Origin of the sequence: Streptomyces griseofuscus, from assembly GCF_014673495.1 — a bacterium.
Taxonomy (GTDB): domain Bacteria; phylum Actinomycetota; class Actinomycetes; order Streptomycetales; family Streptomycetaceae; genus Streptomyces; species Streptomyces murinus.
The window spans coordinates 1066309-1091032 of sequence record NZ_CP051006.1 but is presented as its reverse complement, the minus strand read 5'-3'; the positions used below and the strand labels follow the sequence as shown (position 1 = coordinate 1091032).

The window sequence follows — 24724 nt, the reverse complement described above, 5'->3', positions numbered from 1 at the left end:
CTGGGTGGGGCGCGGTGATCGTCTTAGGGGGTTCGTGTCCCGGGGAGAGGAAGCAGCACCGCGATGCTCAACACATCAGCTCAGGGGCGGGCCTTGTCGCAGCGGCCGGGCCTGGCGCTCGGGGTGCTGGCCGGGGCACTCGCACTGGACCTCAGCGGCATGGCCGTACTGAACGCGGCCCTGCCCTCCGTCGGGGCGCGCTTCGAGCTGCGGGACACCACGCTCCAGTGGGTCATGACGGCCTACTCGGTCACCTTCGCCGGATTCCTGCTGGTGGGCGGCCGGTTGGCCGATGTGTTCGGCAGGCGCCGGGTCTTCGAGGCCGGCGTCGCGCTGTTCACACTGGCCGCGCTGGTCGGGGCGCTGGCGCCGGACGGTGCCGTGCTGCTCGGCGCGCGGGCGGTCCAGGGCATCGGCGCGGCCCTGTCCGGACCGGCGGCGCTCGCCCTGCTGACCGAGGTGTTCCCGGAGGGCCCGAGCCGGGGCCGGGCGCTGGGCGTGTACGCGGCGGTCGGCGCGGCCAGCTTCAGCGGCGGCATGCTGCTGGGCGGCGTACTGACCGAGTTCCTCGGCTGGCGGTCGGTGCTGTGGTTCTCGGTGGCCCTCGGCGCGGTCGTGCTCGCGATCACCCGGTCCGGGCTGCCCGACGGGGCGGGCACCAGGGTCCCGCTGGACCTGGCGGGCGCGATAACCGGCACCCTCGGGCTCGCGCTGCTCGTGATCGGCGTGAGCCTCGGCGGGGTGTGGGCCTGGGCGCTGATCGCCGCGGCGGTGGTCTTCCTGGTGCTCTTCGCCGTCCACGAACACCGGGCGCCCGACCCGCTGTTGCCGCTGGCCCTCTTCCGGATGTCCTCGGTACGGCTGGCCACCGCGGCGGCGTTCCTCCAGTACACGGCGTCCGTCGCGATCGTCTTCTTCGCGCCGCTGTATCTCCAGGGCATGCTGGGCTACTCACCGGTCGAATCCGGCCTCTCCCTGGTCCCGATGTCCCTGACCGTCTTCCTCACGGCCAACTTCGCCACCGGACGCCTGCTGGCCAGGTACGGCCCGCGCGCCCTGATGGTCACCGGCCTGCTCCTGATCGGCGCCGGCACGGCCCTGTGGATCACCACCCCGGCGCACGGCTCCTATCTGCTGCATGTACTGCCCGGCCTGGTGATCAGCGGTTTTGGCCAGGGCCTGAACTTCCCCGCCATGACCACCTCCGGTCTCTCCGACGTCCCCCCGAAGCAGCACGCCGTCGCCGGCGCGGTCAACGTCGTCGCCCAGCAGATCGGCTCCAGCGCGGGCGTCGCCGCCCTGGTCCTCCTCGCCGCGACCACCGGCGACCGGCTCAGCGGCTACCACCTGGCGTACCTGGTGGCGGGCATCGCCTGTGCGATCGGCGCCGGTGGCATCGCGCTGGCCGGCCGACGGAACTGAGCGTCCGGGGGCTTCGGGCCACCATGTGAGAAACCCCGCAGGATCTCCTGGGCATGGAGTCCTTGGCTCGGGGTATGGGCGGCCATGTGAACGCAGCGCCAACGATCCGCACGGCGCCCCGGCCCCCTACCGGTGGCCGACGGTCCCTGCCCGCCGAACCGACGGCCGCCGTCGCGGAGTTCGACGGAGACCCCGGATGCATCGCCGTGGCACGGCACGAGGCGGCACGGTTCCTGACCCGCGCCCGCGCCGAACACGGCGTCGCCGTCTCCGCGCGCGCCCTCGACCTCACGCGGCTCGTCGTCAGCGAGATGGTCACCAACGCGTGCAAGTACGCCCCGGGACCGATCCGCATGGACCTGCGGATCACCGGCGCCCGCACGGAAGAGCCCCGGATCGAGATCTCGGTGCGGGACTCCCTTCCCCTTCCTCCGGTGATCCGGGCCGCCGAGCCCCGCCGGGTGGGGCAGCACGGGCTGGAGATCGTCCTGGCCGTCGCCGAGTCGTTCGAGATGCGGCCCGAACCGCCGGGCAGACCGCCGGGCAAAAGGATCATCGTCCGGATCGCCCTCGTGGACAGCCGGGACACCGGACGGGGAGCGGGCGCGGACCGGCCGTGCGCACGGACCCGGCGCCCCGCACCGCGCTGCCGTCAACGCGCCGACAACCGCCCCGAGACGCCCGCCTCCGCCGCGGACCGTGCTTCCGCAGAGACCTGCGCTGTTGTCGAGGCCCGCACTTTCGCGGAGACCCGTACGTCCGCGACCGCCCGCTGAGCCCCGGCCGACCGGCCGAGCCCCCGCCGGCCGACCGAACCGCCGTCAGCCGACCGAACCGCTGTCATGAGTGGCGTGGCCCCGCCGCCCGGTCACAGCCGCTGCCACCGCGCGCTGCACCACGAGAAGACCCCGAACGCGGCCAGGCCCAGCGCGATGAGGGCGAGCAGCCAGGGCCCGGCCGGCAGATCGCGGAAGGAACGCAGCGTGTCGTCCACACCCTTCGCCTCGCCGGGCCGATGCCGGGCGGCCGCGACGACGGCGAACCCGCCCGCCACGGCGAAGACGACACCCTGTGCCGTGCCGCCGACCACACCGAAGAAGTCCGTGATCCGCCGTGCCAAGGGCGACATGGCGTCGAGCCGCAGGTCCCTGCGGAACTTCTTCCGCAGCGCCCGGACCGCCATCCACACCCCGATGACCACCACGGCGGCACCGCCGACGCCCACGAGCCACTGCCCGCCCGGCCACCGCAGGGCCGTCGCGGTGACATCCTGGGTGCTCCGGTCGGAGGATCCGCTGCCGCTGCCCCGGGAGCCGACCGCGTAGGCCAGCACCGAGAAGGACAGGAAGACGTAGAAGACGCACTGGATCGCCGCCCCCACCCGCTTCGACGGCTTACCCGCCCGCGGTCCCGCCCCGCCGAACACCGCCTCCGACAGCCGCCACAGCGCCATACCGGCGAGCGCGACCCCGACGGCCCAGAGCATCGCCACCCCGAGCGGCCGATCGGCCAGTTCCTCCAGGGCGCCGCCCCGGTCGGCCTGCTGCCCGCCGCCGTCGCCACCGAAGGCGATCCGCAGCGCGATGACACCCACCAGGACGTGGAGCAGCCCACGGGCGGCGAAGCCGGACCGGGCCGCCACCGCCATCGCCTTACCGTCCGCGGCCCGGCGCGCCTCGCCGCGCCCCCTCGGTACCCATGAGCGGGCCCGTGACCGGGCCCATGACCGTGCATCCATATTCCGCCGATGCCCCGGGGAACCCGTCCGACACCTCGGCGACCGGTCAGCGGCGGCTGGTGGCGAGGGCGTGCAGATGATCGAGGGCGCCGGCGACGGTGCCCCGGTGCCAGATCAGCCAGCGCGCGACCTGGCCGCCCAGCTCGTTCAGGGCGTTCAACTGGGCGTCGGTGAGGCCGCCGAGAGTCCCCTCATGGTGGGAGGAGATCATGCCGACCACGGCACCCTTCGGGCTGACCAGCGGAACACTGTGGCAGGCGCGGCTGCCGGTCTGGAGGATCGCCTGCCGGGAACCCTCGTCGAAGGTGTCGCAGGCGGCGACGTCCTTGACCGTCACCTGGCGCCTCTCCTCGGCGGCCCGCGCGCACGCGGTCGTCGAGTCCTCGACGAAGGTGAAGTAGTCGGTGAAACGCTTGTTGAGCCCGGTGTGCTTCTCCAGCCGCAGCATCCCGTTCTCCACCAGCTGCACATTGCCCATCTCGGTGCCGGTGATGTGCAGGGTGCGATGCAGGGCGGCCATGAGGACCGCGCCCTGGCCGGCCGGCTGCCCCTCGCCGCGCAGGGCGGGCAGCGCGGGCGCGGCGCCGCGCGGCCGACGCGGCATCCAGCTGTGGGCGTTGCGCTGCGGGGCGGGCGCGTGGACCGCGACGTCGGCGAGCGTGTGCAGCTTGACGTTGAACCGCTGGGAGGTACGGCGCAGCAGGTCGAAGGCTTCTTCCCGGGACGAGAGCCGGTAGCGGGAGAGGAGGAGATCCTCGGCGCGCGCGATACCGGCGTGCGCCAGCCGCTGGTTCCGCTCATCGAGAAGGCCGTCGAGGCCGACCGGGCGGCTCTCCGCCGCGCCGCCGGGTACGGCTTCCTCGTGTTCGGCGGGCGTCTCCTGGTCCGCGGTCACCGGCCGGCCTCCTTGTCCGACGCGACCCGCGCGAGGCGGTCGCATCCCGAATGAGTGACAACACCGTGGTGCCTGCCGGCCGAAGCACCTGCCCACACTGTATGCACACCCGTCGGAGCGACCGCCGGACGGCCCCCACAGCGCCGCGCCCGCCCCGGGACGTACCGGCATGTGTGCCCCTGCCATGACCGTGCCCCGAAGAGCGGTGTCCGGCGACGTGCCGCCCGTCGCCCGCCACTCCTAGGGTTCCGGCAACCACACACCGCGCTCCCGTCCCCGCGCACGCATCCCGCCGCCCCGGACCGGCGCGGCGGGATGCGCGCGGCGGACGGGCGACACCCCGTCAGGAGCGGCCCGCGATGCCTTCCCGCGTCATCGACACCTTCCGCGGCAGATCCCCGCGCGCTCACCCTCGCCGTCGGCGCCCTGATCGCGGGCTGCTCCTCGGCCGGCACCGCCGGTACCACGTCCGCCGGAGCGGACGGCGGGTCCGCCCCGGTGCAGGCATGCGCTCCACTTCGCCGCGGGCACCTACGTCACCGGCATCCTGATGCTGGAGGCGGGCCTGTCCTTCACCGCGTCCGCGCTCCTCGGCCTGCTCGCGGGCGTGGCGCTGTCCGCCCTCCTGGGCGCGGTCAGCCTGCGGGTCGGCGGCATCGGGTTCTCCATGGTCACCCTGGCGTTCGCCCAGGCCGCGTCGATCCTGGTGCAGCGCGACCCCGGGTGCGTCACCGGCGGTGAGGAGGGCCGAGCCGCCCCCGCGGACCGGCTGCCCGCCTCCCTGGTCGGCATCGAGCACACCGCCCATCTGTACTGGGTCGCGCTGGCCTACCTCGTGGTGACCCTGGCCGTCGTACGGTGGGCGGTCCGCTCGCCCACCGGCCGGGTCTGGGAGGGCATCAAGGAGAACGAGCGCCGACTGGAGGTACTGGGCCTGCGCCCGTACGGCTTCAAGCTGATCGCCTTCGTCCTGGCCGGCACCCTGGCCGCGCTCGGTGGCATCGTGTACCTGCTGCTGACCGGCGGCGCCACCCCGCGCACCACCACCTCCGACTTCACGCTGTCCCTGCTGGTGATGGTGGTCCTGGGCGGCTCGGGCACCCGCTGGGGCCCCATGATCGGCGGCATCCTCTACACCTGGGCCGACCAGCGCCTCGGCGACCTGGCCGGCTCGGGCACGGTGACCGCCCTGCCCTCGGTGCTACGGATACCGCTGTCGCAACCCCCTTTCCTGCTCGGCGCGTTGTTCGTCGCGGTGATCTACCTGCTGCCCGGCGGGGTGGCCCGGTTACCTGCCCGACTGCGAACAAAAGCCCCTGATGTGCGGTGAGTTCACGCCCGAAGCCCTCGGCACGGACAGCGGACCGTGTCGTGCCGTGCCGGACCAGGTCATCCGCCGGACAACAGATGCAGACGCAGGGCGAGTTGGAGTTCCAGGGTCTGCTCGGGGGTGTTCCAGCCGGGGCCGAGCAGGGCGTGGATGCGGTCCAGGCGCTGCACCACCGTGTTCACATGGACGTGCAGTTCCTCCTTCGCCCGGGTGAGGCTGCCGCCGCAGCCGAAGTAGGCGCGCAGAGTGCGGACCAGCTGGGTGCCGCGCTGGGCGTCGTAGTCCAGCAGCGGCCCCAGGGTGGCGGCGACGAAGCCGTCCACGTCATGGTCGTCGCCCAACAGCACGCCCACGAAGCCGAGTTCGGCGGCACAGGCGCCACCCCCGTCCCGACCGAGCACATGCATGGCCCGCAGACAGCGGACACCCTCGGCATGCGCGTCGGCGATCGCCCGCGGCCCGGCCGCGGGACCGGCGCCGGCGACCGTGACCGGCACCCCGGCCAGCCGCCCCAGTTGCCCGGCGGCGGCACGGGCCGCCGCACCGGCACCGGAGCCGTCGCAGGGGAGCAGCAGCACGGCCGCGCCCTCGTGGACCGCGCTGACGCCGCCGCACCCGAACAGGTACTGCACCGCCGCGTCGGCGAGTCGCTCCCGGGCCGCGTCACCGGCGCGGGCGACCAGCAGGAAGTGCGGACGGTCGAGGTCGATGCCGAGCCGCCGGCCGCGCGCCACCAGCCCGGCCGGGTCGCGGTCGGGGGCGGTGAGCAGATCGGTGATGAGGTCGCCGCGGACCCGGTTCTCGGTCTCGGCGACCGAACGCCGCAGCAGGAGCAGCAGCGAGGTCACCACGCTGCTCCGCTCGAACAGCCGCCGGTCGGGGTCGTCGAGCTCCGGCCGCCCGTACAGGACGAGACAGCCCAGCAGTTCCTGCCCCGCCAGTACGGCGCAGACCCAGCGCCCGTCCCGGAAGACCGCGCGGGCCGTCGCACGTGAGCTCTCCGCCGCCGCTACCAGCGCGGCCGCTTGCTCGGCACCGGCTGTCTCCTCGGCGCCGGACGCCTCCTGAACACCAGCCGCCTTCCCGGCGCCGGCCGGGCGCTCCGTACCGTCCGTGAGCCCGCCGCCGTGCCCGCCGGTCGCGGTGAGCGGCCACCCGGCGCCGTCGTGCACCGCGACCTCGCCCTTCAGCAGACCGGCCACCGCGGCGGCCACGTCCGACACGTCTCCGCCGCGCAGCACCAGATCGGTGAGCCGGTCATGGGACTCCGCGGCCCGCTGCATGGCGGCCGAGTGCTCCCGGATCACGGCGTTGGCCTCGGCCAGTTCGGCCAGCGCGAGCCGTGCGTCGGCCATCGTCCGGGCGGTGTCGATGGCGATGGCGGCGTGGTCGGCCAGCGAGCACAGCAGGGCGACCTCCTCGGGGGCGAAGGTGCGGGGCGTACGGTCCGCGGCGAAGAGCGCCCCGATGACCTGACCGCCGCTGCCCGACCCCAGCAGCAACGGCACCCCGAGGATCGCGACCAGGCCCTCGTCGAGGACCCCGGCGTCGATGCTGCCGGTGTGCAGGAAGCGGCCGTCCGTGCGGTAGTCCGGGGAGGCGTAGGGGCGGGCGGTCTGCGCGACCAGCCCGCCGAGGCCCTCGCCCAGTTGCAGGCGCAGATTCTGGAACAGCTCCGACACCGACCCGTCGGTGACCCGCATATAGGTGTCCCCGGCCTCCTCGTCGGCCAGCGTGAGGTACGCCGTGTCGGTGCCCAGGAGCATCCTGGCCCGCCGCACGATGGAGCGCAGTACGGCGTCGAGGTCGCGCAGGGCCGCCAGGTCGCCCGCGGTGTCGAAGAGCGCGGTCAGCTCCGTCTCCCGGCGCCGGTGCTGCCGCAGCGTGTTCCGCACCCGCAACGCCGCCTCGGTGGCCCCCTCCACCTCCGCGAGGTCCCGGGCGTCGACACCGGCGCGGCGCGCCTCGGCGACGACGGCGCCGAGTTCTTCGGCCGGGGCGCCCGCGGCGAGGAGTTCGAACAGCCGGCGAAGGTGCGGGGCGGCGGAGGCGGTTCTGTGCGACATGGGGCAACCGTGGGGAAGTCGGGGGTACTTGAGGGGCGAACGGCGAGCGGGGTCGAACGGCCCGGGAGCGGTGCCGGGCCGTTCGGGGCGGACGCGACCGTCGGACGGACGGCCTGCGCCCTTGGGTGGACCGGTGGCGCTCAGGTGGAGGCGGCCGTCCGCCGGTCCGCGGTGGTCCGCGCCGCGGCCCCGTCCCCCGGTTCGATCGCGGCCAGATCCCTGCCGCGCGTCTCGCGGGCGGCGAGGACGGCGACGACGGTGATCAGTGCGGCCAGGCCGACGTACACCGAGATCGGAGTGGAGTTTCCGTAGGAACCGAGCAGCGCGGTGGCGATCAGCGGGGCGGGGGCGCCGGCCGCCACCGAGGAGAGCTGGGCCCCGATGGACGCGCCAGTGTAACGCATCCGGGTGGCGAACAGCTCGGAGAAGAAGGCGGCTTGAGGCGCGTACATGGCGCTGTGGAAGATCAGCCCGACGGTCACGGCCACCACCAGCGCGGGGAACGACCTGGTGTCGAGCAGCGCGAAGAAGGCCCAGGACCACAGGCCCACACCGACCGCGCCCACCAGGTAGACGGGCTTGCGCCCGACCCGGTCGGAGAGGGCGCCGAACAGCGGGATCAGACAGAACTGCACGGCGGAGCCGATCAGTACCGCGTTCAGGGACGTCTGCTTGTCTATCTTCAGGTGCTCGACGCAGTACGTGAGGACGAAGGCGGTGATCACGTAGTAGGAGATGTTCTCGGCCATCCGGGCGCCCATCGCGACCAGGATGTCCCGCCAGTGGTCACGCACCACCGCGACCAGCGGCGGCCGTTCGGCCCGCTGCTCGGCCTTGCGCCGCTCTGCCGCGGCCAACGCCTCCTTGAACAGCGGGGATTCATCGACGGACAGCCGGATCCACAGGCCGATCATGACCAGTACGGCGGAGAGCAGGAACGGCACCCGCCAGCCCCAGGAGTCGAACGCGTCGTCGCTGAGCACCGTGGTCATCAGGGACAGCACCCCGACGGCGACCAGATTGCCGGCCGGCGCACCGCCCTGCGGCCAGGACGCCCAGAACCCGCGCCGCCTCGCGTCCCCGTGCTCGGACACCAGCAGCACCGCCCCGCCCCACTCACCGCCGAGCGCGAAGCCCTGGATCAGTCGCAGGGTGGTCAACAGCAGGGGAGCCGCGACCCCGATCGTGTGATACCCGGGCACACAGCCGATCAGCGCGGTGGACAGCCCCATCATCAGCAGACTGATCACCAGGAGCTTCTTGCGCCCGAGCCGGTCACCGTAGTGTCCAAACACCACGGCACCGACGGGACGGGCCACGAACCCGATCGCGTACGTGAGGAACGACAACAGCGTCCCGGTCAGCGGGTCCGACTCCGGGAAGAACACCCGGCCGAACACGAGCGCGGCGGCGGAACCGTAGAGAAAGTAGTCGTACCACTCGATGGTGGTGCCGATGAGGCTTGCGGCGACGACCCTGGAGAGGCTGGCGGGGGGTGGGGGAGCGGTGGTTCCGGAGGCCATGGGCGCCACTTCCTCGTGTGCGGTGGGGACGGGTACGTGTCGGCACACCGTAGAAACATGCAGGTCAGGCGCACATGTGGCGGGGCAACACAGTTTGGTGGTCGGCTATGCGTGTGGCCACCATGCCGGCTTACGGAAGGGCGGTTCAGGGGCTTGAAGGTGGCCGAAACGAGCGCAGCCCGGGACGCGTAGTTCGGGGTGGTTCGACGGTGGCGTGCTGACTCCCGTGCTGGTTTGGTGCTGACTAAAAAGCCACGTCATCACCCGTGTTCACCCGTCCCGTGCTGACTTGGTGCTGACTACGCTGCGTTGAACTCGGACATGTGGGGTTGATCGGCACAGAGTCCTTTCGTGGTAGGTGACCGGACTGAGAAATCGAGCCCGATCTAGGTGTGCTGTCCCGGGACGTTGGTGACACGCGTGCTGGGTGCTTGAACAGGTGAGGGCCTTCTGGGTTCGGTGTGAATTGCGACATCTGCACCAACGCCCAGGAGGCCCTCGTGTCCCACCGTAATGCCCCGCTGACTCCGACCGGCAGGCTGCGTCTGGCCCGGTGTGTCGTGGACGACGGCTGGCCGCTGCGGCAGGCCGCGGAACGCTTCCAGGTCAGCCATACGACCGCCGCCCGCTGGGCGAACCGCTACCGGCAACTGGGCGAGGCCGCAATGCACGACCGCTCCAGCCGCCCGCACAACAGCCCGCGCCAGACTCCTGCCGCGGTCGAGCTGCAAGTCGTGCGGCTTCGGCGCCAGCACCGGATCGGGCCGGTGCGGCTGGCCGCCCGAGCCGGTGTCGCCGCTTCCACCGCCCACCGCATCCTGGCCCGGCACGGCCTGCCCGCCCTGGCCGCCACGGACCGGGCCACCGGCGAGCCCATCCGCCGCTACGAACGCTCCCGGCCCGGCGAACTGGTCCACATCGACGTCAAGAAACTCGGCCGCATCCCCGACGGCGGCGGCCACAAAGTCCTCGGCCGGGCGGCCGGCAGCCCGAACAAGGACCGCCGCAACGGAGCCGGCTACGCCTACCTGCACACCGCCCTGGACGACCACGCCCGCCTCGCCTACACCGAAGACCTGCCCGACGAAACCGCCGCCACCTGCGCCGGCTTCCTGCGGCGAGCGGTCGCCTGGTTCGCCGAATGCGGCGTGACCGTCGAACGCGTCCTGACCGACAACGCCTGGGCCTACACCAAGAACACCTGGCGCGACACCTGCCGCGACCTGGGTATCAGCCCCCGCTGGACCCGGCCCTGGCGCCCGCAGACCAACGGCAAGGTCGAACGCTTCCACCGCACCCTGCTCGAGGAATGGGCCTACCACCGGCCCTACACCTCAGACGCCGAACGACAGGCCGCGTTTCCCGACTGGCTCGACTGGTACAACTACCACCGACCCCACACCGGCATCAGCGGCCATCCACCAGCCAGCCGCGTCACCAACCTCTCCGGACAGCACACCTAGGACCAGTTGCTCCGACGCCGCCGCACCAGCAGCAGCCACCGTGAGGGAGAAGCGCAGTGACCATGCCCCGCCAGCGAGGCTTGACCGAGCAGGCCGCCGACGCCGCCATCGACTCCGCCTGCCGCTAGCTGCGGCTTCCGTCCGTCCGCAACGAGTTCTGCGGCATCGCCGACCGCGCGATGAAAGACCGGAGGAGAACCGCTTGCGCTCGCCCGTTGCCTCGTCGACGCGCTCGTCGTTCACCCGCGGTGCCTTCACCCCGACCGTTCCGGCCGGGGTGGTGACTCTTCTCGGCTCGTGATAGCCGTGGCGGACCACCAGGTGGCGCCCCTTGTCGTCGCGTTCATCAACCGACTCGGCCATGTAGGCATTGACTTCGGCCTCCAGCGCGGCGGCCAGCGGCCGGCCACGGTGCCGACGGTCAGCTTGTCGGACGGCTCACTGTAGAGGTCGAACTCACCGGCATTCTCCAGGAGTTGATCCGGCCGGTACCGCCGATCACTCCGATCTCGGCGAGCTCGGACAGTGCGGGGATCGCGCTCATGGCGGTGACACCTCGTGGGATTGGGGGGACTCTGGGGAGGCCGGGGTTTCCTGGGGGCGGGAGGCGGAGGAAGGGCCGGGCAACAGCGGGTCGAGCGTGGCCACGGTGCGGTGGCGGGGGACGGCCGGGCCCCGGGGGTCGCCCTCCCGGCGGACGCCGACGGCGTGCCAGCCGGCCTGCACGGCGGCGTCCAGCTCGGCGGCGACGTCGCTCAGGAAGAGCAGGCGCCCGGGGTGCGCGCCGACGGCCCCGGCGAGGGTCCGGTACGACGCGGGGTCGGTCTTGCTGCCGGCGCTCCGAAGGTCGAAGTAGCCGTCGAGCAGCGGAGACAGATCCCCGTACGCGGTGTGGCGGAACCAGTCAAGCTGGGCCGCCGCCGAGCCGGAGGAGTAGATGACCACGCGCACCCCGGCCGCCTTCCAGGCGCGCAGCGCGGCGGGGACCTCCGGGTACACATGGCCGTGCAGCGCGCCGGACGCGTACCCTTCCGCCCAGATCCAGCCCTGCACGGTCTTCAGCGGGGCCGCCTTCACATCGGCGTCCGACCAAGCGGCCAGCGCGGCCACCACACCGTCGGTGTCCAGGTCGGGCCGGTCGAGCTCCGTGCGCACGTCCTCGGCCACCTGCCGCACCCGGGACTCCTGTGCGTGCCGGGTGAACCAGCCAGCCAACTCCCGGCGCGCGTAGGGGAAGAGGACGTCCCGTACGTACGTGAGGGAGCCGGTGGTGCCCTCGATGTCGAGCACCACCACCTCCGTGTGCGGGCCGGTCACTCGGCGGATCCCACGATGTCGTCCAGGCGGGGGAAGCGGCCGGCGATGGGGGTGCCGGTGAAGTCGCCGACCCAGCCGTCCTCCTCTTGGAAGAAGCGGATGGCGGCGAAGTCGGGGGTCTCGCCCATGTCGAACCAGTGCCGCGTCCCGGCGGGCACCGACAGCAGGTCGCCGGCCTCACAGACCACGGCGAACACCCGGGCGTCCAGGTGCAGCGTGAACATGCCGCGGCCGTGGGCGAAGAAGCGGACCTCGTCCTCGCTGTGCCGGTGCTCCTCCAGAAACGTCCGGCGGGCCGTCGCCGCGCGCTCCCGCCACTCCTCGGTGGGCGCCGGGTGCAGCCGGGCGATGTCGACGAGCTTCATGGAGTCCTTGGCGCACACCTCGTCGACGCGGTCGCGGTACAACTCGAGGAGGGCCGCGTCGTCGAGTGTGGGCGTATCGTCGCTGCGGACGTCCCAGCGGCGCAGGCTGACGCCGTGGGCGGCGAGTTCACTGGTGATGCGCGCGTCGTCGGTGGTGCGCAGCAGCACCTGGTCCGGAGCGTCCTCCGGCATGATCTGCAACAGGGTCATGGGTCGGCTTCCTCAGTCCTCGGAGACGTGTCGGGTGGAAGGGGCGGCTCGTGTGCGCGGCGGGCGGCCGGTCAGGCGGCCGCCGCCCGGCCCGCGGCGGGCACCTCGCCGGTGAGCAGCAGCAACTGGCACATGGCCTCGACGCACTCCAGCCGGTTGCGGGCCTGGGCGAGGTCGCGGCCCCAGACGGTGACGCCGTGGTCGGCGATGAGGAGCGCGGGCGGGGCGTCCGGGGACGCGGTCAGGTACGCGGCCACCTCCTCGCCGATCCGGGACACGTCCGGCCAGTTGGCGAAGACGGGCAGCCGGGTGCGGCCGGGCTCGGGCAGGCCGAGCCCCTTGAGCAGTTCCAGGCTGTCGAGCGGCAGCCAGGCCGTCCGTCCGGCGGCGCCGGTGAGCCGGGCGAGGGCGGTGGCGTAGGGCGGGTGGGCGTGCACCACGGCGCCCGCGGACGTGGTCCGGTACACGGCCGTGTGGATCGCCGTCTCGGCCGAGGGCCGCAGGGCGCCGTCCGGCCGTACGGCGCGCGCGGTACCGGAGTCGACCAGCACCGAGTCTCCGGGGCCCAGCGACCCCTTGTCCAGGCCGCTGCCGGTGATCAGCGCACGCGGCTCAGGCCCGGGCATCCGGACGGAGAGGTTTCCGGAGGTGCCGGGCAGCCAGCCGCGCGTGTACAGGTCGCGGGAGAGCCCGGAGAGGGCGGCGCCCGCCTCGGCCTCCGCGCCCGCCGCCGCCCCGGGCCGCACGTCCGCACCGGCCGGTCCGGCGGGCCGCAGCACCCGGGACTCCGAGACGACGGCGGTGATCAGCGCCCCCGGGGTCACGTCGAAGGCCGGATTGAAGACACCGGCGCCCTCCGGGGCCACCCGGACCCCGGCGACCGTGGTGACCTCCTCGGCGGCGCGTTCTTCGACCACGATGCCGGTGCCGTCGGCGAGCGTGGGGTCCCAGGAGGACTCCGGCGCGACCACGATGAAGGGGATGCCGTGCCGGGCCGCGGCGAGGGCGAGACCGTAGGTGCCGATCTTGTTGGCCGTGTCACCGTTGGCGGCGATCCGGTCGGCGCCCACCAGGACGCAGTCGACCATGGACTGCGCCATCGCGGCGGCCGCCGCCGAGTCGGGGCAGATCCGGTACGGCACGCCCGCCTCGCCCAGTTCCCAGGCGGTGAGCCGCGAGCCCTGGAGCAGCGGGCGGGTCTCGTCGACGAACACCTCGGCGACCCGGCCGCGGGCGGCCAGCTCCAGAACGGTGCCGAGCGCGGTACCGCCCGCCGCGGTGGCCAGCCGCCCGGTGTTGCAGTGCGTCAGCAGCCGCAGCGGGCCCTCCGGCAGCAGCTCCTCCACCAGGTCGGCGGCGGTCGTGGCGGCGCCCCGGTTGGCGGCGACGTCCTCCTCGATCATGCGCAGCGCGGTCGCGAGCACCGCGTCGGGGCCCTGTGGCAGCTCTTCGATCACCTGGGAGACGGCCCAGGTGAGGTTGACGGCGGTGGGCCGCGCGCCGGCGATCCGCTCGGCGTCGGCGCGGACCGCTGCCCGGTCGACCGAACCGTCGGGCGAGGTGTGCAGCCGGGCGGAGAGCGCGACGCCGAGGGCGCCGGCGAGACCGATGGCCGGAGCGCCCCGCACCGCCAGGGTGCGGATGGCGTCGATCACCTCGTCCACGGTTCTCAGCCGTAGCAGGAGGGTCTCCTGCGGCAGCGCGCGCTGGTCGACGACGCTGATGCCGTCCTCCGTCCAGGCGAGGGAGGTGGTGGCGGCCGGCTGGCCGGACGGCGCGCCGGTGGACACGGGTGGGGCCGACATGTTGCTCCTCAGTCACGGGGGGCCGGGGAAGGGAACGGGCGGGTGGGGGGCAGATCTTGTCGGGCCGGGGGGGCAGGTCCTTGAACCGGCGCACCGCTTCCTCCAGTACGCCGGTCTGCTTGCAGAAGGCGAACCGGACCAGGGAGCGGCCGGCGTCCGGGTCGGCGTGGAAGACGGAGTGCGGGACGCCGACGACGCCGCGGCGGGCGGGCAGCGACCGGCAAAAGGCCACCCCGTCTCCCTCGCCCACCTCGCTGATGTCGATGCTGACGAAGCAGGCGCCTGCGGGCCGCAGGACGTCGAGCCCGGCCGCCGCGAGTCCGGCGGAGAGCAGGTCACGGCGGAATTGGAGGTCCTCGCGGAGCCCGGTGAAGTACGCATCGGGCAGCCGCAGCGCCTCGGCCGCGGCGTACGGGAAGGGGCCGGCCCCGGCAACGTGAGGTACTGCTTCGTGGTGCGCACCGAGGCGAGCAGCTCGGGCGACCCCGTGGCCCAGCCGGCCTTCCAGCCGGTGAACGAGAAGGACTTGCCCGCGGAGGAGATGGTTACGGTCCGCTCGCGCCTACCGGGCAGGCCGGCGATCGGCCGGTGCCGCACGCGGTCGTACACCAGGTGCTCGTAGACCTCGTCGGAGGCGACCAGCAGATCGCGCTCGACGGCGAGGCCGGCGATGGCGCGCAGCTCCTCGTCGGTGAGGACCGTGCCGGTGGGGTTGTGCGGGGAGTTGAGCACCAGCAGGCGGGTGCGCGGGGTGACGGCGTCGCGCAGGGCGTCGAGGTCGGGCCGGAAGGCGGGCGGCCGCGGCACGACCGGGACCCGGACCGCGCCGGCCTTGGCTGGACAGGCGGAGTAGGAATCGTAGGCCGGGTCGAGGGTAATGACCTCGTCGCCGGGCTCCAGGAGCGCCGGCAGCGCGGCGGCGAGCGCCTCCGTCGCCCCGGCGGTGACCACGACCTCGGTGTCCGGGTCGTACGCCGGCTTGTAGAACCGCCGCTGGTGCTCGGCGGCAGCGGTGCGGAGTTCGGGGATCCCGACGCTCGGGGGGTACTGGTTGCCGCGCCCCTCCCGGATCGCGCGCACGGCGGCCTCGGCGACGGCCGCGGGGCCGTCCGTGTCCGGGAAGCCCTGCCCCGGATTGATCGCTCCGGTCGCGGCGGCGAGCGCCGACATCTCCGCGAAGACGGTCGTGCCCAACCCGGCCAGCACCCGGTTGAGTACGGGTCTGTCGCCCATGCCCCTCCTCCCCCACGACGCTCTGGCGTCACTGTGCGTCGGTAGCATTATCGTGCTGCACGTCGCGTTACGGCAGACCGCCCGACCAGGCAGGAAGAATTGTCCACAGCCACCGGGTGCGCAAGGTCTCCGCCCGAGCAGCCGCAGGACCTCCACCCTCGCAGGCGACAGAACGGCCGGCTTCAACGGCGACAACCACGCGACCTCCTCTCGGCTGAACTACCCCCTCGGTGTTCAGCGGGCCATGAGTCCCTGCGGGCAGAGAGCATGGCTGATCGGGACTGCACATGCTGCGGTGTTTGTCAGCCGCACCTCAGCGCGATGCTCGCCCTTGCTTGAGTCACCAGGATCTGCCAGGTCTGCCGATGGCCTTGAGGGTCTCGGGGGGTTCGACGGTCTTGCCGACGTCGTAGCGGGGTGCGGGATGGCGGTTCTTGGTCCCGGGCGGTCGTCCTGGGACCAGCGCCGCGTGGTTGGGGAACACGGGCCGGACAGAGCAGGTCGGCTCGGATGTTCCTGAACCCCGCCGGACCCGGGCCGGGGTGAAGCGTTCGGGCAGGGGCGACGGAGGTCGGCGGCCAGCGGGCGGGCGAGGCAAGGTTGGGTGTGGGCGATGACCACGAGCCAGGTCCACCGGTCCGCGGCCTCGGGAGTACGGACCTTTGGGGTGGTCCAGCCGAGGATCTGCTTTCCGAACCTGAAGGTGTGCTCACGATCGAATCTCCTGAGGAACACCTGCCACCACAGGTCCACGTCTGCCGGGGCGGCGTCGGTCCTGGAGGACCACAGCCATACCGGCGGTGCTTCCCGTTCCTTGGTGAGGTGCTCGACCTTCAGCCGGACCAAGGTGCCCTCGACGACGGGGAGTTCACCGTCGCGCTCCAGCCAGGCCGAGCGGTGGGTCAGCCGCGGGTGGACTCGGTTCTCACGCCTGGGCTTCGGCCTTGCCGTAGTTGGTGGTGTCGGTGACGGTGGTGACCGCCGCCTCGTTCGACCTGGAGCACACGTTCAGGCTGTTCAAGCAGACCTTGGGCTGGACGCGGCCGCGGCTGCGGGAACCGGAGGCGGCGGACCGGTGGACGTGGCTGATCACCGCCGCCAACATCCAGCTCCGGCTCGCCCGCCCGGTCACTCACGACCTGCCTCCCTGGGAGAAGCCGGCCGCACTGCACCGGCTCACACCCGCCCGGGTTCGCCGGACGTTTCGGAACCTCCGCCAGCACATGCCTGCCCCGCCAGGGCACCGAAACCCCACCGGCTGGCCCCGGGCGACCTCCAGGCGCCCCGAACAAACAACGGGCACCCCGGTACGACGTGGGCAAAACCGTCCGGCGCGAGAAGACACTTGTCGCCCTACAACGGTTGAAAGGTTAAAGAACAAGCTTTATTGTCTGCGGCCCCATCGCAGGGCCTGCTGCTATACCCATCGGCGCGTGGTGCCGACATTTCCGCGGTCTGTCCGGCTGCGGCTCCATCGCAGGCCCGTGCACGACCCGAACTGGCCCTGGTCGAAGTCCTGTCCGTGGCCTGTCCGGCCGCGGCCCCATCGAGGCCGAAGGCCATCGCGGCTGCCGCGGTGGACTGCTGCGCTGTCCGCGGCCTGCTCGGCTGCGGCCCTATCGCAGGCTGTTGTCGGCACCAGCGGATGTGGCTTGCGGACGGGTTCTCGCCCGCCGGGCCGGGCCTTAGACTCCGACCGCTCCGAAATCTGACGATCTTTTGGAGGATGCGCAGGATGAACCAAACTCTCATGACCGCATTGGCGGCAGCAGCGTTGGTCGTGTCCGGGGGCAGCACCACCGCCTTCGCTTCCGATGCCCCGCCGCGCACCACGCACGGTCCTTGCCAGTACAGCCAGACCCTGGACGAGCCGGCGGCGCGGCCGGTTCCCCTGCCGCCCGACCCGTGGCACACCCCCATTCACGGCACGGTCGATATGGCTGTCCCGACCAGCCAGGGCCCGCTCCCGCTGCGTCTGGACCGGGCGAAGGCGCCGTGCACGGTCCAGAGCTTCGTGCACCTGGCGCGGCACCGGTTCTACGACCGTACGGTGTGCCATCGACTGACGGCGTATCCGACGTTGAAGGTTCTTCAGTGTGGCGACCCGACCGGCACCGGCGAAGGAGGGCCGGGGTACAAGTACAAGGACGAGCTGCCGGTGGACCTGCCGCCGGCACCGAGCGATCCGACCGGCGTCCGTCGCCTTTACGGGCGTGGCTTGCTGGCGATGGCCAACGCCGGTCCGGACACGAACGGTTCGCAGTTCTTCGTCGTCTACGGCGACTCCGCGCTGCGGCCGAACTACACGGTGTTCGGCACGGTCGGTGCCGCCGGCCTGGAGACGCTCGACAAGATCGCTGCCAGCGGTATCGAACCAACAGCGCAGGACCCGGCACCTGTCGACGGCACACCCGTGCTGCGGACCGTGCTGCTCAGCGTCCGGCCGTCCTGCCGGCCCTGATGAACTGCGGTGCTCGATCAGGCGGCATTCGGTCTGGGCGCGCTTGCCGGAGCGCACGTCATCGGGGCTGCCGTCCTCGCACACCAGGGTGGCGAGGATGTGAAGTAATGATCGGCGTGGCGTACGGCGGCCCAGTGGCAGCCGGATTGGCCGTCCCCGGGGTCGACGCCGATTGTGGCCACGATCCGGTGGGCGATCTCAAGGGGCCTGCTCACGTTCGGCGTCGCTGGTTCGTATACCGCTCCCGACGGCGGCTGGGAACGGTCGCTCGCGAACCGGGACGTTGGCTACAGTCTGTGAGATCGGCTGGTCGACCATACGGCCTCCCTGCTGCTGCGCCGATCCCTCGAATGCTGCCCCACCCAGCACCGTTGAGTACCCGTGCTGACTTTGAGGCCGCTGGGATGGCATAACCGCAGGTCCTAGCCTTGATCGAATGAGTTGTCGTACCACTCGATGGTGGTCCCGATGAGACTGGCGGCGACGATCCTTCCGAGCCCGGCGGAGGGCGAAGGAGCGGTGTTTCCTGCGGCCATGTGCGCCACTTCCTGGTACGCGGTGGGGAGGGGGACGTGTCGGCACACCGTAGGAAGGCGTACGTCGGGTGCACATGTGGCGGGGCGACATAGTTCGTGGGGCGGCTGTGAGGGCGATCACCATGCCGGTCGGCGGAGGGACGCGCGCCCGACCCAGCGCACGAAGGGCCTCTCCGGTGCGGAATACTCTTCGGATGAGTTCACGCACTTCCCCGATCGGTCGGCAGATCACGATACGGCGGACCGTCGCCCGGGATGCCAAACGGCTCACCCGGCTGGTGCGTGGCTCGGGTGCCTACGCGGGGCAGTACGCGTCGGCGGTCGCGGGCTACCGGGTCGGGCCTGATTACCTCGAGGCCCACCGCAGTTTCGTGGCGGTCGGCGGTGAGGAGGACGGCGGCCGGGTCCTCGGCTTCTACTCGCTGATCCTCGCTCCACCGGAGCTCGACCTGCTGTTCGTCGCCGACGAGGCGCAGGGGCGGGGGATCGGGCGCCTGCTCGTGGCGCATATGCAGTCGGAGGCGCGGGCCGCCGGAATCGACCGTGTCAAGGTCGTGTCGCATCCTCCCGCCGAGGACTTCTACCACCGCGTCGGCGCGGTCCGGGCCGGGACCGCGCTCGCGAACCCGCCTGCCGTGCCGTGGGACCGCCCCGAGTTCGAGTTCCGGATTTCTCCGGAATGACGGCTGTGCCGGTTCGCTCGCTCCGGGCCTGATCCCGTGCCGCGACGAAACCGACCCGAGCGCTCGCCCCACCCGGTGCTCCTTGGGGTCGTACTCCTCCTGCCGCCGGACCGCGCCCGGGCTCTCAGCCGGGGCTGGAGCCGGAACCACCCGCTGACTTGTCGGCGGCACGCCGATACTCGGCGTTGATGCGCTGCGCCTCCTCAAGCTGGTCCTCAAGGATGACGATGCGGCACGCGGCCTCGATCGGGGTCCCCTTGTCCACGAGTTCGCGAGCGCGAGCGGCGATCCGCAGCTGGTAGCGGGAGTACCGGCGATGCCCGCCCTCCGAGCGGAGGGGAGTGATCAACCGGGCTTCACCGATGGCTCGGAGGAAGGCCGGGGTGGTGCCGAGCATCTCGGCCGCCCGCCCCATCGTGTACGCAGGGTAGTCGTCGTCGTCGAGACGGTCGTGCAGTGGATTGTCCGATGTCATGTCACCTCGCTGTGCAATGCAACGCGTCGAGGGGCCCTGGTGCCGTACGGCACCAGGGCCCCGAAGGAAATTCAACACCATCTGTCGGCCCTACTGCTCAGCCGACCTTCTCTTTCCGCTGCCCGGCCCGGCAGGGCGGAGCAGGGGATCGCAGCTGCGTGACCGGGGACCACCATCCATTCCGGGGTCTTGCGGTACCCGGACCGCGTGCTCGGCGGTCCGGACGATCCTGATGGCGTCTGCTCCTCCCTTTCCTCGCGAAGCAATCACTGTGTGAGCCGGTGCCGCTGTGGGCGGCTCCACCTCCACGTGCTGAAGCCTACCCACGCCAGAGAAAAAATGTCTACTGACAACAGTAGATTTCACCCTTCAGGCAGAGGAAGAACCTTCCTGCCATCGACTCCTGGCGTCTTGACCGGGAGCCGCGTGCCCCTCCGTACGCGGCCCTTCCACGCTCCGCGGGCGGTTCGGCGCCGGGGGATGGACGAGCTCGACGCCAGGGGGGTGGACGAGCTCGACGCGCGGGCGCATAAACTCTGCTGTCATGTCGAACCCTGATGAGCTGCTCGTCGCCATCTCCGCCGCGGTGGAGTCCGAGCGGAGTAATCAGATGTCGTTGACCGTGGTCGTCGGCGGCGCCGTCATCACCGGCAGGCTGGCCCCCGAGGCGGTATGGAGGGAGCGGGTGGCGGAGGTCCTGAAGGACTCGGAACGCCTCGGCCCGTTCTCCGACGTCTTCGCCCGCGGCCCGCGGGGATACCGGCCCGGCCGCGGCGAGATGCCGACGCATCTGCACTTCCATCTCGCCCGGATCCTTCAGGGCAGCCTCGGGATCCCGGAGACGGGTGGCATGTACCGGGTCGCGATCAAGGACGTCAGCGCGTGGACCGTGGGCGATCTCAGCTACTTCGACCAGTGAGGCGCCGCCCGAGTCCCTCTTCCGGCCGGCGTTTCCCGGGCGGACGGTGACATGGCGGTGGGGGCCCTGCCGACGCGTGTCGACATGGCCCCCACGGGCTCAGGGCGGCTTGTGCCGGTCTCGGGACGGTCGCCGAAGGCCACGGACGCACCCGTGCCGGGTTCGGGCCCGACGCCCTTCACCGAAGCCGGCACTCCGCCCTTGGTCCGCTCGAACGGATACCGGGCGACGACACGGCGCGTGATGCCTTCCAGGGGCGTCCCGGGAGGGCGAGGCAGCCCCGGGTGAGCCGGATCAGCGCGAGAAGGGGAGTACGGCGGGAAGCCGGTTGTGCTCACCGACACGGCCGGCGCGGGCGCCGGGCGAGGGCAGCGCCCCGGTGAGGACGTCCCGCAGACGCATGCGGTCCGTGTACATGGGGCTGTCACGCAGGACGGCGAGCCGGACCTGGGTGACCGAGCCCGTGCTCTCGTCGTCCCCGTCGCACACCGTCAGGTATTCGACCCGGGCACCCGCCATGACGGCCAGAGCCACCTCGACGGTCATGTCGTCGCACACCCGGGGGCCGTGTCCTTCGATGTCGTCGAGTACGACGACGGGGGCGGGGTGCGGAGCGCGGTACTGCGTCCGTGCAGGCGTCAAGGGCTTCTCCTTCGGTCGGGGCTGGTCGCTTCGACGGCGGTGCGCTTGTCCGGTGGCCGCGGGCGGCGGGGCTGCTGGGGCTGCCGGGGATCGCGGTCGGTCTGTCTAAGCGGCCGAGTTGTTGCCGGGCTCCGGCCGAGCCCTGCGGCGCGCCTGCGCGCCCACGGGCCGGCCCTGGCCGGTGCGGCGCCGGCGGTCCCGGGACGTGGAAGCCGTGCGACGGGGGCGCTCCACAGCCGGCGCGGTGATGACCACCGGGACACCGGTGGGTGCCTGCGCGCCCGTGATGCGGCTCAGCTCCGCCTCGCCGGAGCGGACGGGGGTGACGCACGGGGTGATGCCGGCCGATGCCATCAGCCGGGTGACGCCGCGGCGCTGGGAGGGGGTCACCAGGGTGACGACGCTGCCGGTCTCGCCGGCGCGTGCCGTGCGGCCGCCGCGGTGCAGGTAGTCCTTGTGGTCGGTGGGCGGGTCCACGTTGACGACGAGGTCGAGGTTGTCGACGTGGATACCTCGGGCCGCGACATTGGTGGCCACCAGGACGGTGACGTGCCCGTCCTTGAACTGCGCCAGGGTCCGGGTGCGCTGCGGCTGCGACCTGCCGCCGTGCAGGGCGGCGGCGCGGACGCCGCTGTCCAGCAGGTGCTTTGTCAGCCGGTCCACGGCGTGCTTGGTGTCCAGGAACATGATGACCCGGCCGTCCCGGGCCGCGATCTCGGTGGTCGTGCGGTGCTTGTCGGCGTCGTGCACGTGGAGGACGTGGTGTTCCATCGTGGTGACGGCACCGGCCGACGGGTCGACGGAGTGGACCACCGGGTCGGTGAGATAGCGGCGGACCAGCAGGTCGACGTTTCGGTCCAGGGTGGCCGAGAACAGCATGCGCTGGCCCTCCGGGCGCACCAGGTCGAGCAGGGCGGTGACCTGGGGCATGAAGCCCATGTCGGTCATCTGGTCGGCCTCGTCGAGAACGGTGATGCCGACGTCGTCGAGCCGGCAGTCGCCCCGGTCGATGAGGTCCTTGAGCCTGCCGGGCGTCGCGACCACGACCTCCGCGCCACTGCGCAGGGCACCGGCCTGCCTGCCGATGGACATGCCCCCGACGACGGTGGCGATCCGCAGCCGCACGGAACGGGCGTAGGGCGTGAGCGCGTCGGTGACCTGCTGGGCCAGCTCACGGGTGGGGACGAGGACCAGGGCCAGCGGCTGGCGGGACTCGGCGCGCCGACCCGCCGTACGGGCCAGTAGCGCGAGGCCGAAGGCCAGGGTCTTGCCCGACCCGGTGCGCCCGCGACCGAGTACGTCGCGGCCGGCCAGCGAGTTCGGCAGGGTCGCCGCCTGGATCGGGAACGGCACGGTCACACCCTCGTGGCCGAGCGTGGCCAGCAGCGGCGCCGGCATGGCGAGATCGGCGAACGACTCGACAGCGGGCAGCGCGGGCGTGTCCGTCTTCGGCAGTGCGAACTCTCCGCGCACCGGCTGCGGTTTTCCGCGACCGGTGGAGCGGCGCGGAACGCGGGAGCGGTCCGCGGCGGAGCTTCCTCCGAAGCGGTCGTATGTGCGAGTGGTGCGTGCGCGATTGGGGCGCGTGGGGTTCATGCGGAACCTTCCTCGATGCGGGCGCGTATCAAGGAATTTCCGCAGCGGAATGAGCGGCGCAGAGAATCGCGAATACGGGCCGGAAACAGCGGGTTTGAATAACCCTGAAAATAAAGCGAGCTGGGGCCCGCACCCCAAGGTGCGGGCCCCAGCTACGAAGTATGCGTCAGCGTCGCTGCATCAGGCGGGAACGATGTTCTCGGCCGTCGGGCCCTTCTGGCCCTGAGCGATGTCGAACGAGACCTTCTGGCCTTCCAGAAGCTCGCGGAAGCCCTGGGTGGCGATGTTCGAGTAGTGGGCGAAGACGTCGGGGCCGCCGCCGTCCTGCTCGATGAAGCCGAAGCCCTTTTCCGCGTTGAACCACTTCACGGTACCGGTAGCCATTTTGTTTCTCCTTCGGAGACGGTGTCAGGAATACGCCCTGTGCGTAGTCCGTGTCGCCGTGATGATCAGCCGTCGGAAAAACCTTCTGGCAACCACACCTGCAACTGATGACGACAATAGCACGTCGACGCCCGCCCTGCTGGCCCAATAATTCCGCGCCGACTGTGATCGCAGGAATAGTTGCCGTGCGCTGCGGCGATTTCTTATGTCGTCACCACAGATATTTTCCGCGGTGCAGGCGTGTGAAGCCCATCGGGATCCGCCGCGCAGGGCGGCGGACACGCGGCAGACACGCCGCTCACCTCGTCCGGACCTCCCTCTGAAAAGGGGACAACAGGTGTCCGGTTCGGCTTCTAGTGTCGCGTTGTCGGCCTCCACGATCGAAAGGACACCAGGCCATGCGTATCGCGGTCACGACGCCCACCGGGAACGTCGGACGTCATGTCGTCGCCCTGCTGATCCGGGCCGGGCTTCGGCCGTTGGTCCTCGCCCGTGACCCCGGCCGGCTCGATCCCGGGGTGCGTCGCGAGGTCGATGCCGCCGCGGTCGACCAGCGGGACCCGGCGGCGGTCGTCGCGGCCACCGCCGGGGTCGACGCCCTCTTCTGGGTCGACCCCCCGACCACGGGCGCGGACCCGCTCGGCGACTACGCGTCGGCCACGGCGGGCGTAGTGAGCGCTGTACGTGTGAACGGCATCGAGCGGACCGTCTTCCAGAGCAGCGTCGGCGCCGAGCTGCGCCACGGAGCCGGTGAGATCGACGGCCTCGCCGGCACCGAGACCGCCCTCGACGCGCTCGGCGCCACGGTCACCCACCTGCGCTGCGGCTACTTCTTCAGCAATCTGGTGTCCTTCCTCGACGCCATCCGGGCCGGCACGATCCCGGTGATCCTGCCGCTGGACCAGCCGCTCGCCTGGGTCGCGCCGCGCGACATCGCCGAGGTCGCCGTGGCCCGCCTGCTGACGGCCCACTGGTCCGGCCGCCATGTCCAGGCGGTCCACGGCCCCGCCGATCTCACCTGGCCCCGGGCCGCGGAGATCGTGTCCGCCGCCGTCGGCCGCCCCCTGCGGGTCGAACGTGTGGGCGACGACGCGATGCGGCACCTGCTGCGCGCGTCCGGCATGGCCGACGGCCTGGTCGAAGCGGTCATCGGCATGTCGACCGGCCTGCGGGACGGCTTCGTACCGGAACAACCCCGGACCGTCCGCACGACCACCCCCACCACCCTGGCGTCCTGGGCCTACGACGTCCTGCGGCCCCTGATCTGACGACCTGCTAGTGCGGGCGAGGCCGACCCGTGCCGTGTGTCGAGCGGACCTGGAACAGTCGTGGCTGCACGTCGGTCGCGAACTTCGCCGCCTGGTCCATGTGGACGCGCGCCTCGGGGTTGGCGAGCATCGCCCGGTAGTGGTCCTCGGACTCCCACTGGGCGTAGTTGATGACGCGTTCGCCGTCCTCGGAGGCGTGGAAGTTGGCGCAGATGAAGCCGGGTTGGTGCTTCATCGTCTCCTCGGTGGCGCGGGCGAGCAGGGCGATGAGTTCGTCCTGGCGGTCCGGGGTGACGGTGAAGACGTTGATGAGTGTGGCCACGGGGCGGGTCGTGTCGATGGTCGCGGTGACGGTCGTCATCGTGCTTCTCCTGTCTGTGAATTGCGCGAAGG

Annotated in this window: 19 protein-coding genes and 6 pseudogenes; 9 read left to right on the top strand and 16 right to left on the bottom strand. The window is 71.8% G+C overall.

Going from position 1 to position 24724, the window contains the following annotated elements; genetic code table 11:
- Positions 1–93 precede the first annotated feature (93 nt).
- Both HEP81_RS04815 and HEP81_RS42295 read left to right on the top strand, forming a co-directional pair.
- Positions 94–1422: an MFS transporter gene (locus tag HEP81_RS04815; RefSeq protein WP_037660664.1), complete on the top strand. Its 1329-nt coding sequence runs from the start codon at positions 94–96 to the stop codon at positions 1420–1422.
- 86 nt (positions 1423–1508) lie between these two features.
- Entirely contained in the window at positions 1509–2198 is a 690-nt protein-coding gene (locus HEP81_RS42295) for an ATP-binding protein (protein ID WP_310739520.1), read from the top strand.
- 92 nt (positions 2199–2290) lie between these two features.
- Here the strand turns inward: HEP81_RS42295 and HEP81_RS04805 are convergent, their stop codons facing one another.
- Together HEP81_RS04805 and HEP81_RS04800 are read right to left on the bottom strand one after the other, a co-directional pair.
- A complete protein-coding gene (locus tag HEP81_RS04805) occupies positions 2291–3070 on the bottom strand; it encodes a DUF1206 domain-containing protein (protein ID WP_037660666.1) in 780 nt (259 codons plus the stop codon).
- 136 nt (positions 3071–3206) lie between these two features.
- Positions 3207–4055: a GAF and ANTAR domain-containing protein gene (locus tag HEP81_RS04800; protein ID WP_243279288.1), complete on the bottom strand. Its 849-nt coding sequence runs from the start codon at positions 4053–4055 to the stop codon at positions 3207–3209.
- A gap of 505 nt (positions 4056–4560) precedes the next feature.
- Between HEP81_RS04800 and HEP81_RS04795 the strand changes: the two are divergent.
- A pseudogene (locus HEP81_RS04795) lies at positions 4561–5385 on the top strand (branched-chain amino acid ABC transporter permease); the annotation flags it as partial.
- A 59-nt stretch (positions 5386–5444) separates the two neighbouring features.
- On the opposite strand, the gene HEP81_RS04790 reads toward HEP81_RS04795, so the two are convergent.
- Together HEP81_RS04790 and HEP81_RS04785 are read right to left on the bottom strand one after the other, a co-directional pair.
- Positions 5445–7451 (bottom strand): helix-turn-helix domain-containing protein, encoded by a 2007-nt coding sequence (locus HEP81_RS04790; protein WP_037660667.1) that lies wholly within the window; start codon positions 7449–7451, stop codon positions 5445–5447.
- A gap of 140 nt (positions 7452–7591) precedes the next feature.
- Positions 7592–8974, bottom strand: a complete 1383-nt coding sequence (locus tag HEP81_RS04785) for an MFS transporter (protein ID WP_037660670.1) — start codon at positions 8972–8974, stop codon at positions 7592–7594.
- A 500-nt stretch (positions 8975–9474) separates the two neighbouring features.
- Between HEP81_RS04785 and HEP81_RS04780 the strand changes: the two genes are divergently transcribed.
- Positions 9475–10437 (top strand): IS481 family transposase, encoded by a 963-nt coding sequence (locus HEP81_RS04780; protein ID WP_190275945.1) that lies wholly within the window; start codon positions 9475–9477, stop codon positions 10435–10437.
- A gap of 183 nt (positions 10438–10620) precedes the next feature.
- Here HEP81_RS04780 and HEP81_RS41285 read toward each other — a convergent pair.
- The 7 genes and pseudogenes from HEP81_RS41285 to HEP81_RS41270 all read right to left on the bottom strand — a co-directional run.
- Positions 10621–10836: pseudogene (locus HEP81_RS41285) on the bottom strand (IS256 family transposase); the annotation flags it as partial.
- A gap of 141 nt (positions 10837–10977) precedes the next feature.
- Positions 10978–11754, bottom strand: a complete 777-nt coding sequence (gene mtnC / locus HEP81_RS04775; protein ID WP_037662328.1) for an acireductone synthase — start codon at positions 11752–11754, stop codon at positions 10978–10980.
- Complete coding sequence (locus HEP81_RS04770; RefSeq protein ID WP_037662331.1) at positions 11751–12329, bottom strand: 1,2-dihydroxy-3-keto-5-methylthiopentene dioxygenase; 579 nt, start codon at positions 12327–12329, stop codon at positions 11751–11753. Before HEP81_RS04770 ends, mtnC begins: the two co-directional genes overlap by 4 nt.
- A gap of 71 nt (positions 12330–12400) precedes the next feature.
- Positions 12401–14134 (bottom strand): bifunctional S-methyl-5-thioribose-1-phosphate isomerase/methylthioribulose 1-phosphate dehydratase, encoded by a 1734-nt coding sequence (locus HEP81_RS42290; protein ID WP_051850589.1) that lies wholly within the window; start codon positions 14132–14134, stop codon positions 12401–12403.
- Positions 14135–14279: 145 nt separating this feature from the next.
- Positions 14280–14630 (bottom strand): annotated as a pseudogene (locus HEP81_RS42580) (aminotransferase class I/II-fold pyridoxal phosphate-dependent enzyme); the annotation flags it as partial.
- A 74-nt stretch (positions 14631–14704) separates the two neighbouring features.
- Positions 14705–15304: pseudogene (locus tag HEP81_RS42575) on the bottom strand (aminotransferase class I/II-fold pyridoxal phosphate-dependent enzyme); the annotation flags it as partial.
- 403 nt (positions 15305–15707) lie between these two features.
- Positions 15708–16355 (bottom strand): annotated as a pseudogene (locus tag HEP81_RS41270) (NF041680 family putative transposase); the annotation flags it as partial.
- Between the two features lies 1 nt (position 16356).
- On the opposite strand from HEP81_RS41270, the pseudogene HEP81_RS41265 reads away from it, so the two are divergent.
- The 3 genes and pseudogenes from HEP81_RS41265 to HEP81_RS04745 form a co-directional block, all read left to right on the top strand.
- Positions 16357–16741, top strand: a pseudogene (locus HEP81_RS41265) (NF041680 family putative transposase); the annotation flags it as partial.
- 361 nt (positions 16742–17102) lie between these two features.
- Entirely contained in the window at positions 17103–17828 is a 726-nt protein-coding gene (locus HEP81_RS04750) for a peptidylprolyl isomerase (RefSeq protein WP_037662336.1), read from the top strand.
- Between the two features lie 730 nt (positions 17829–18558).
- Positions 18559–19047 carry a GNAT family N-acetyltransferase gene (locus tag HEP81_RS04745; RefSeq protein WP_037662338.1) on the top strand — a complete coding sequence of 163 codons (489 nt, stop codon included), beginning with the start codon at positions 18559–18561 and terminating at the stop codon, positions 19045–19047.
- A gap of 124 nt (positions 19048–19171) precedes the next feature.
- On the opposite strand, the gene HEP81_RS04740 is transcribed toward HEP81_RS04745, so the two are convergent.
- The gene (locus HEP81_RS04740) at positions 19172–19522 is read right to left on the bottom strand and encodes a MerR family transcriptional regulator (RefSeq protein ID WP_037662340.1); all 351 of its coding nucleotides are present in this window, start codon (positions 19520–19522) and stop codon (positions 19172–19174) included.
- A gap of 544 nt (positions 19523–20066) precedes the next feature.
- On the opposite strand from HEP81_RS04740, the gene HEP81_RS04735 reads away from it, so the two are divergent.
- A complete protein-coding gene (locus HEP81_RS04735; protein WP_037662342.1) occupies positions 20067–20441 on the top strand; it encodes a hypothetical protein in 375 nt (124 codons plus the stop codon).
- Between the two features lie 294 nt (positions 20442–20735).
- Here HEP81_RS04735 and HEP81_RS04730 read toward each other — a convergent pair whose 3' ends face one another.
- From HEP81_RS04730 to HEP81_RS04720, 3 genes are all read right to left on the bottom strand, one after another.
- Entirely contained in the window at positions 20736–21083 is a 348-nt protein-coding gene (locus HEP81_RS04730) for a hypothetical protein (protein ID WP_037662344.1), read from the bottom strand.
- Positions 21084–21188: 105 nt separating this feature from the next.
- Positions 21189–22679 (bottom strand): DEAD/DEAH box helicase, encoded by a 1491-nt coding sequence (locus HEP81_RS04725; protein ID WP_172636798.1) that lies wholly within the window; start codon positions 22677–22679, stop codon positions 21189–21191.
- Between the two features lie 180 nt (positions 22680–22859).
- Positions 22860–23063: a cold-shock protein gene (locus HEP81_RS04720; protein ID WP_030648194.1), complete on the bottom strand. Its 204-nt coding sequence runs from the start codon at positions 23061–23063 to the stop codon at positions 22860–22862.
- A gap of 398 nt (positions 23064–23461) precedes the next feature.
- Between HEP81_RS04720 and HEP81_RS04715 the strand changes: the two genes are divergently transcribed.
- Positions 23462–24331 (top strand): NmrA family NAD(P)-binding protein, encoded by an 870-nt coding sequence (locus tag HEP81_RS04715; RefSeq protein WP_037662346.1) that lies wholly within the window; start codon positions 23462–23464, stop codon positions 24329–24331.
- 7 nt (positions 24332–24338) lie between these two features.
- Here the strand turns inward: HEP81_RS04715 and HEP81_RS04710 are convergent, their stop codons facing one another.
- Positions 24339–24692, bottom strand: a complete 354-nt coding sequence (locus tag HEP81_RS04710; protein WP_037662348.1) for an antibiotic biosynthesis monooxygenase family protein — start codon at positions 24690–24692, stop codon at positions 24339–24341.
- Positions 24693–24724: the final 32 nt, after the last annotated feature.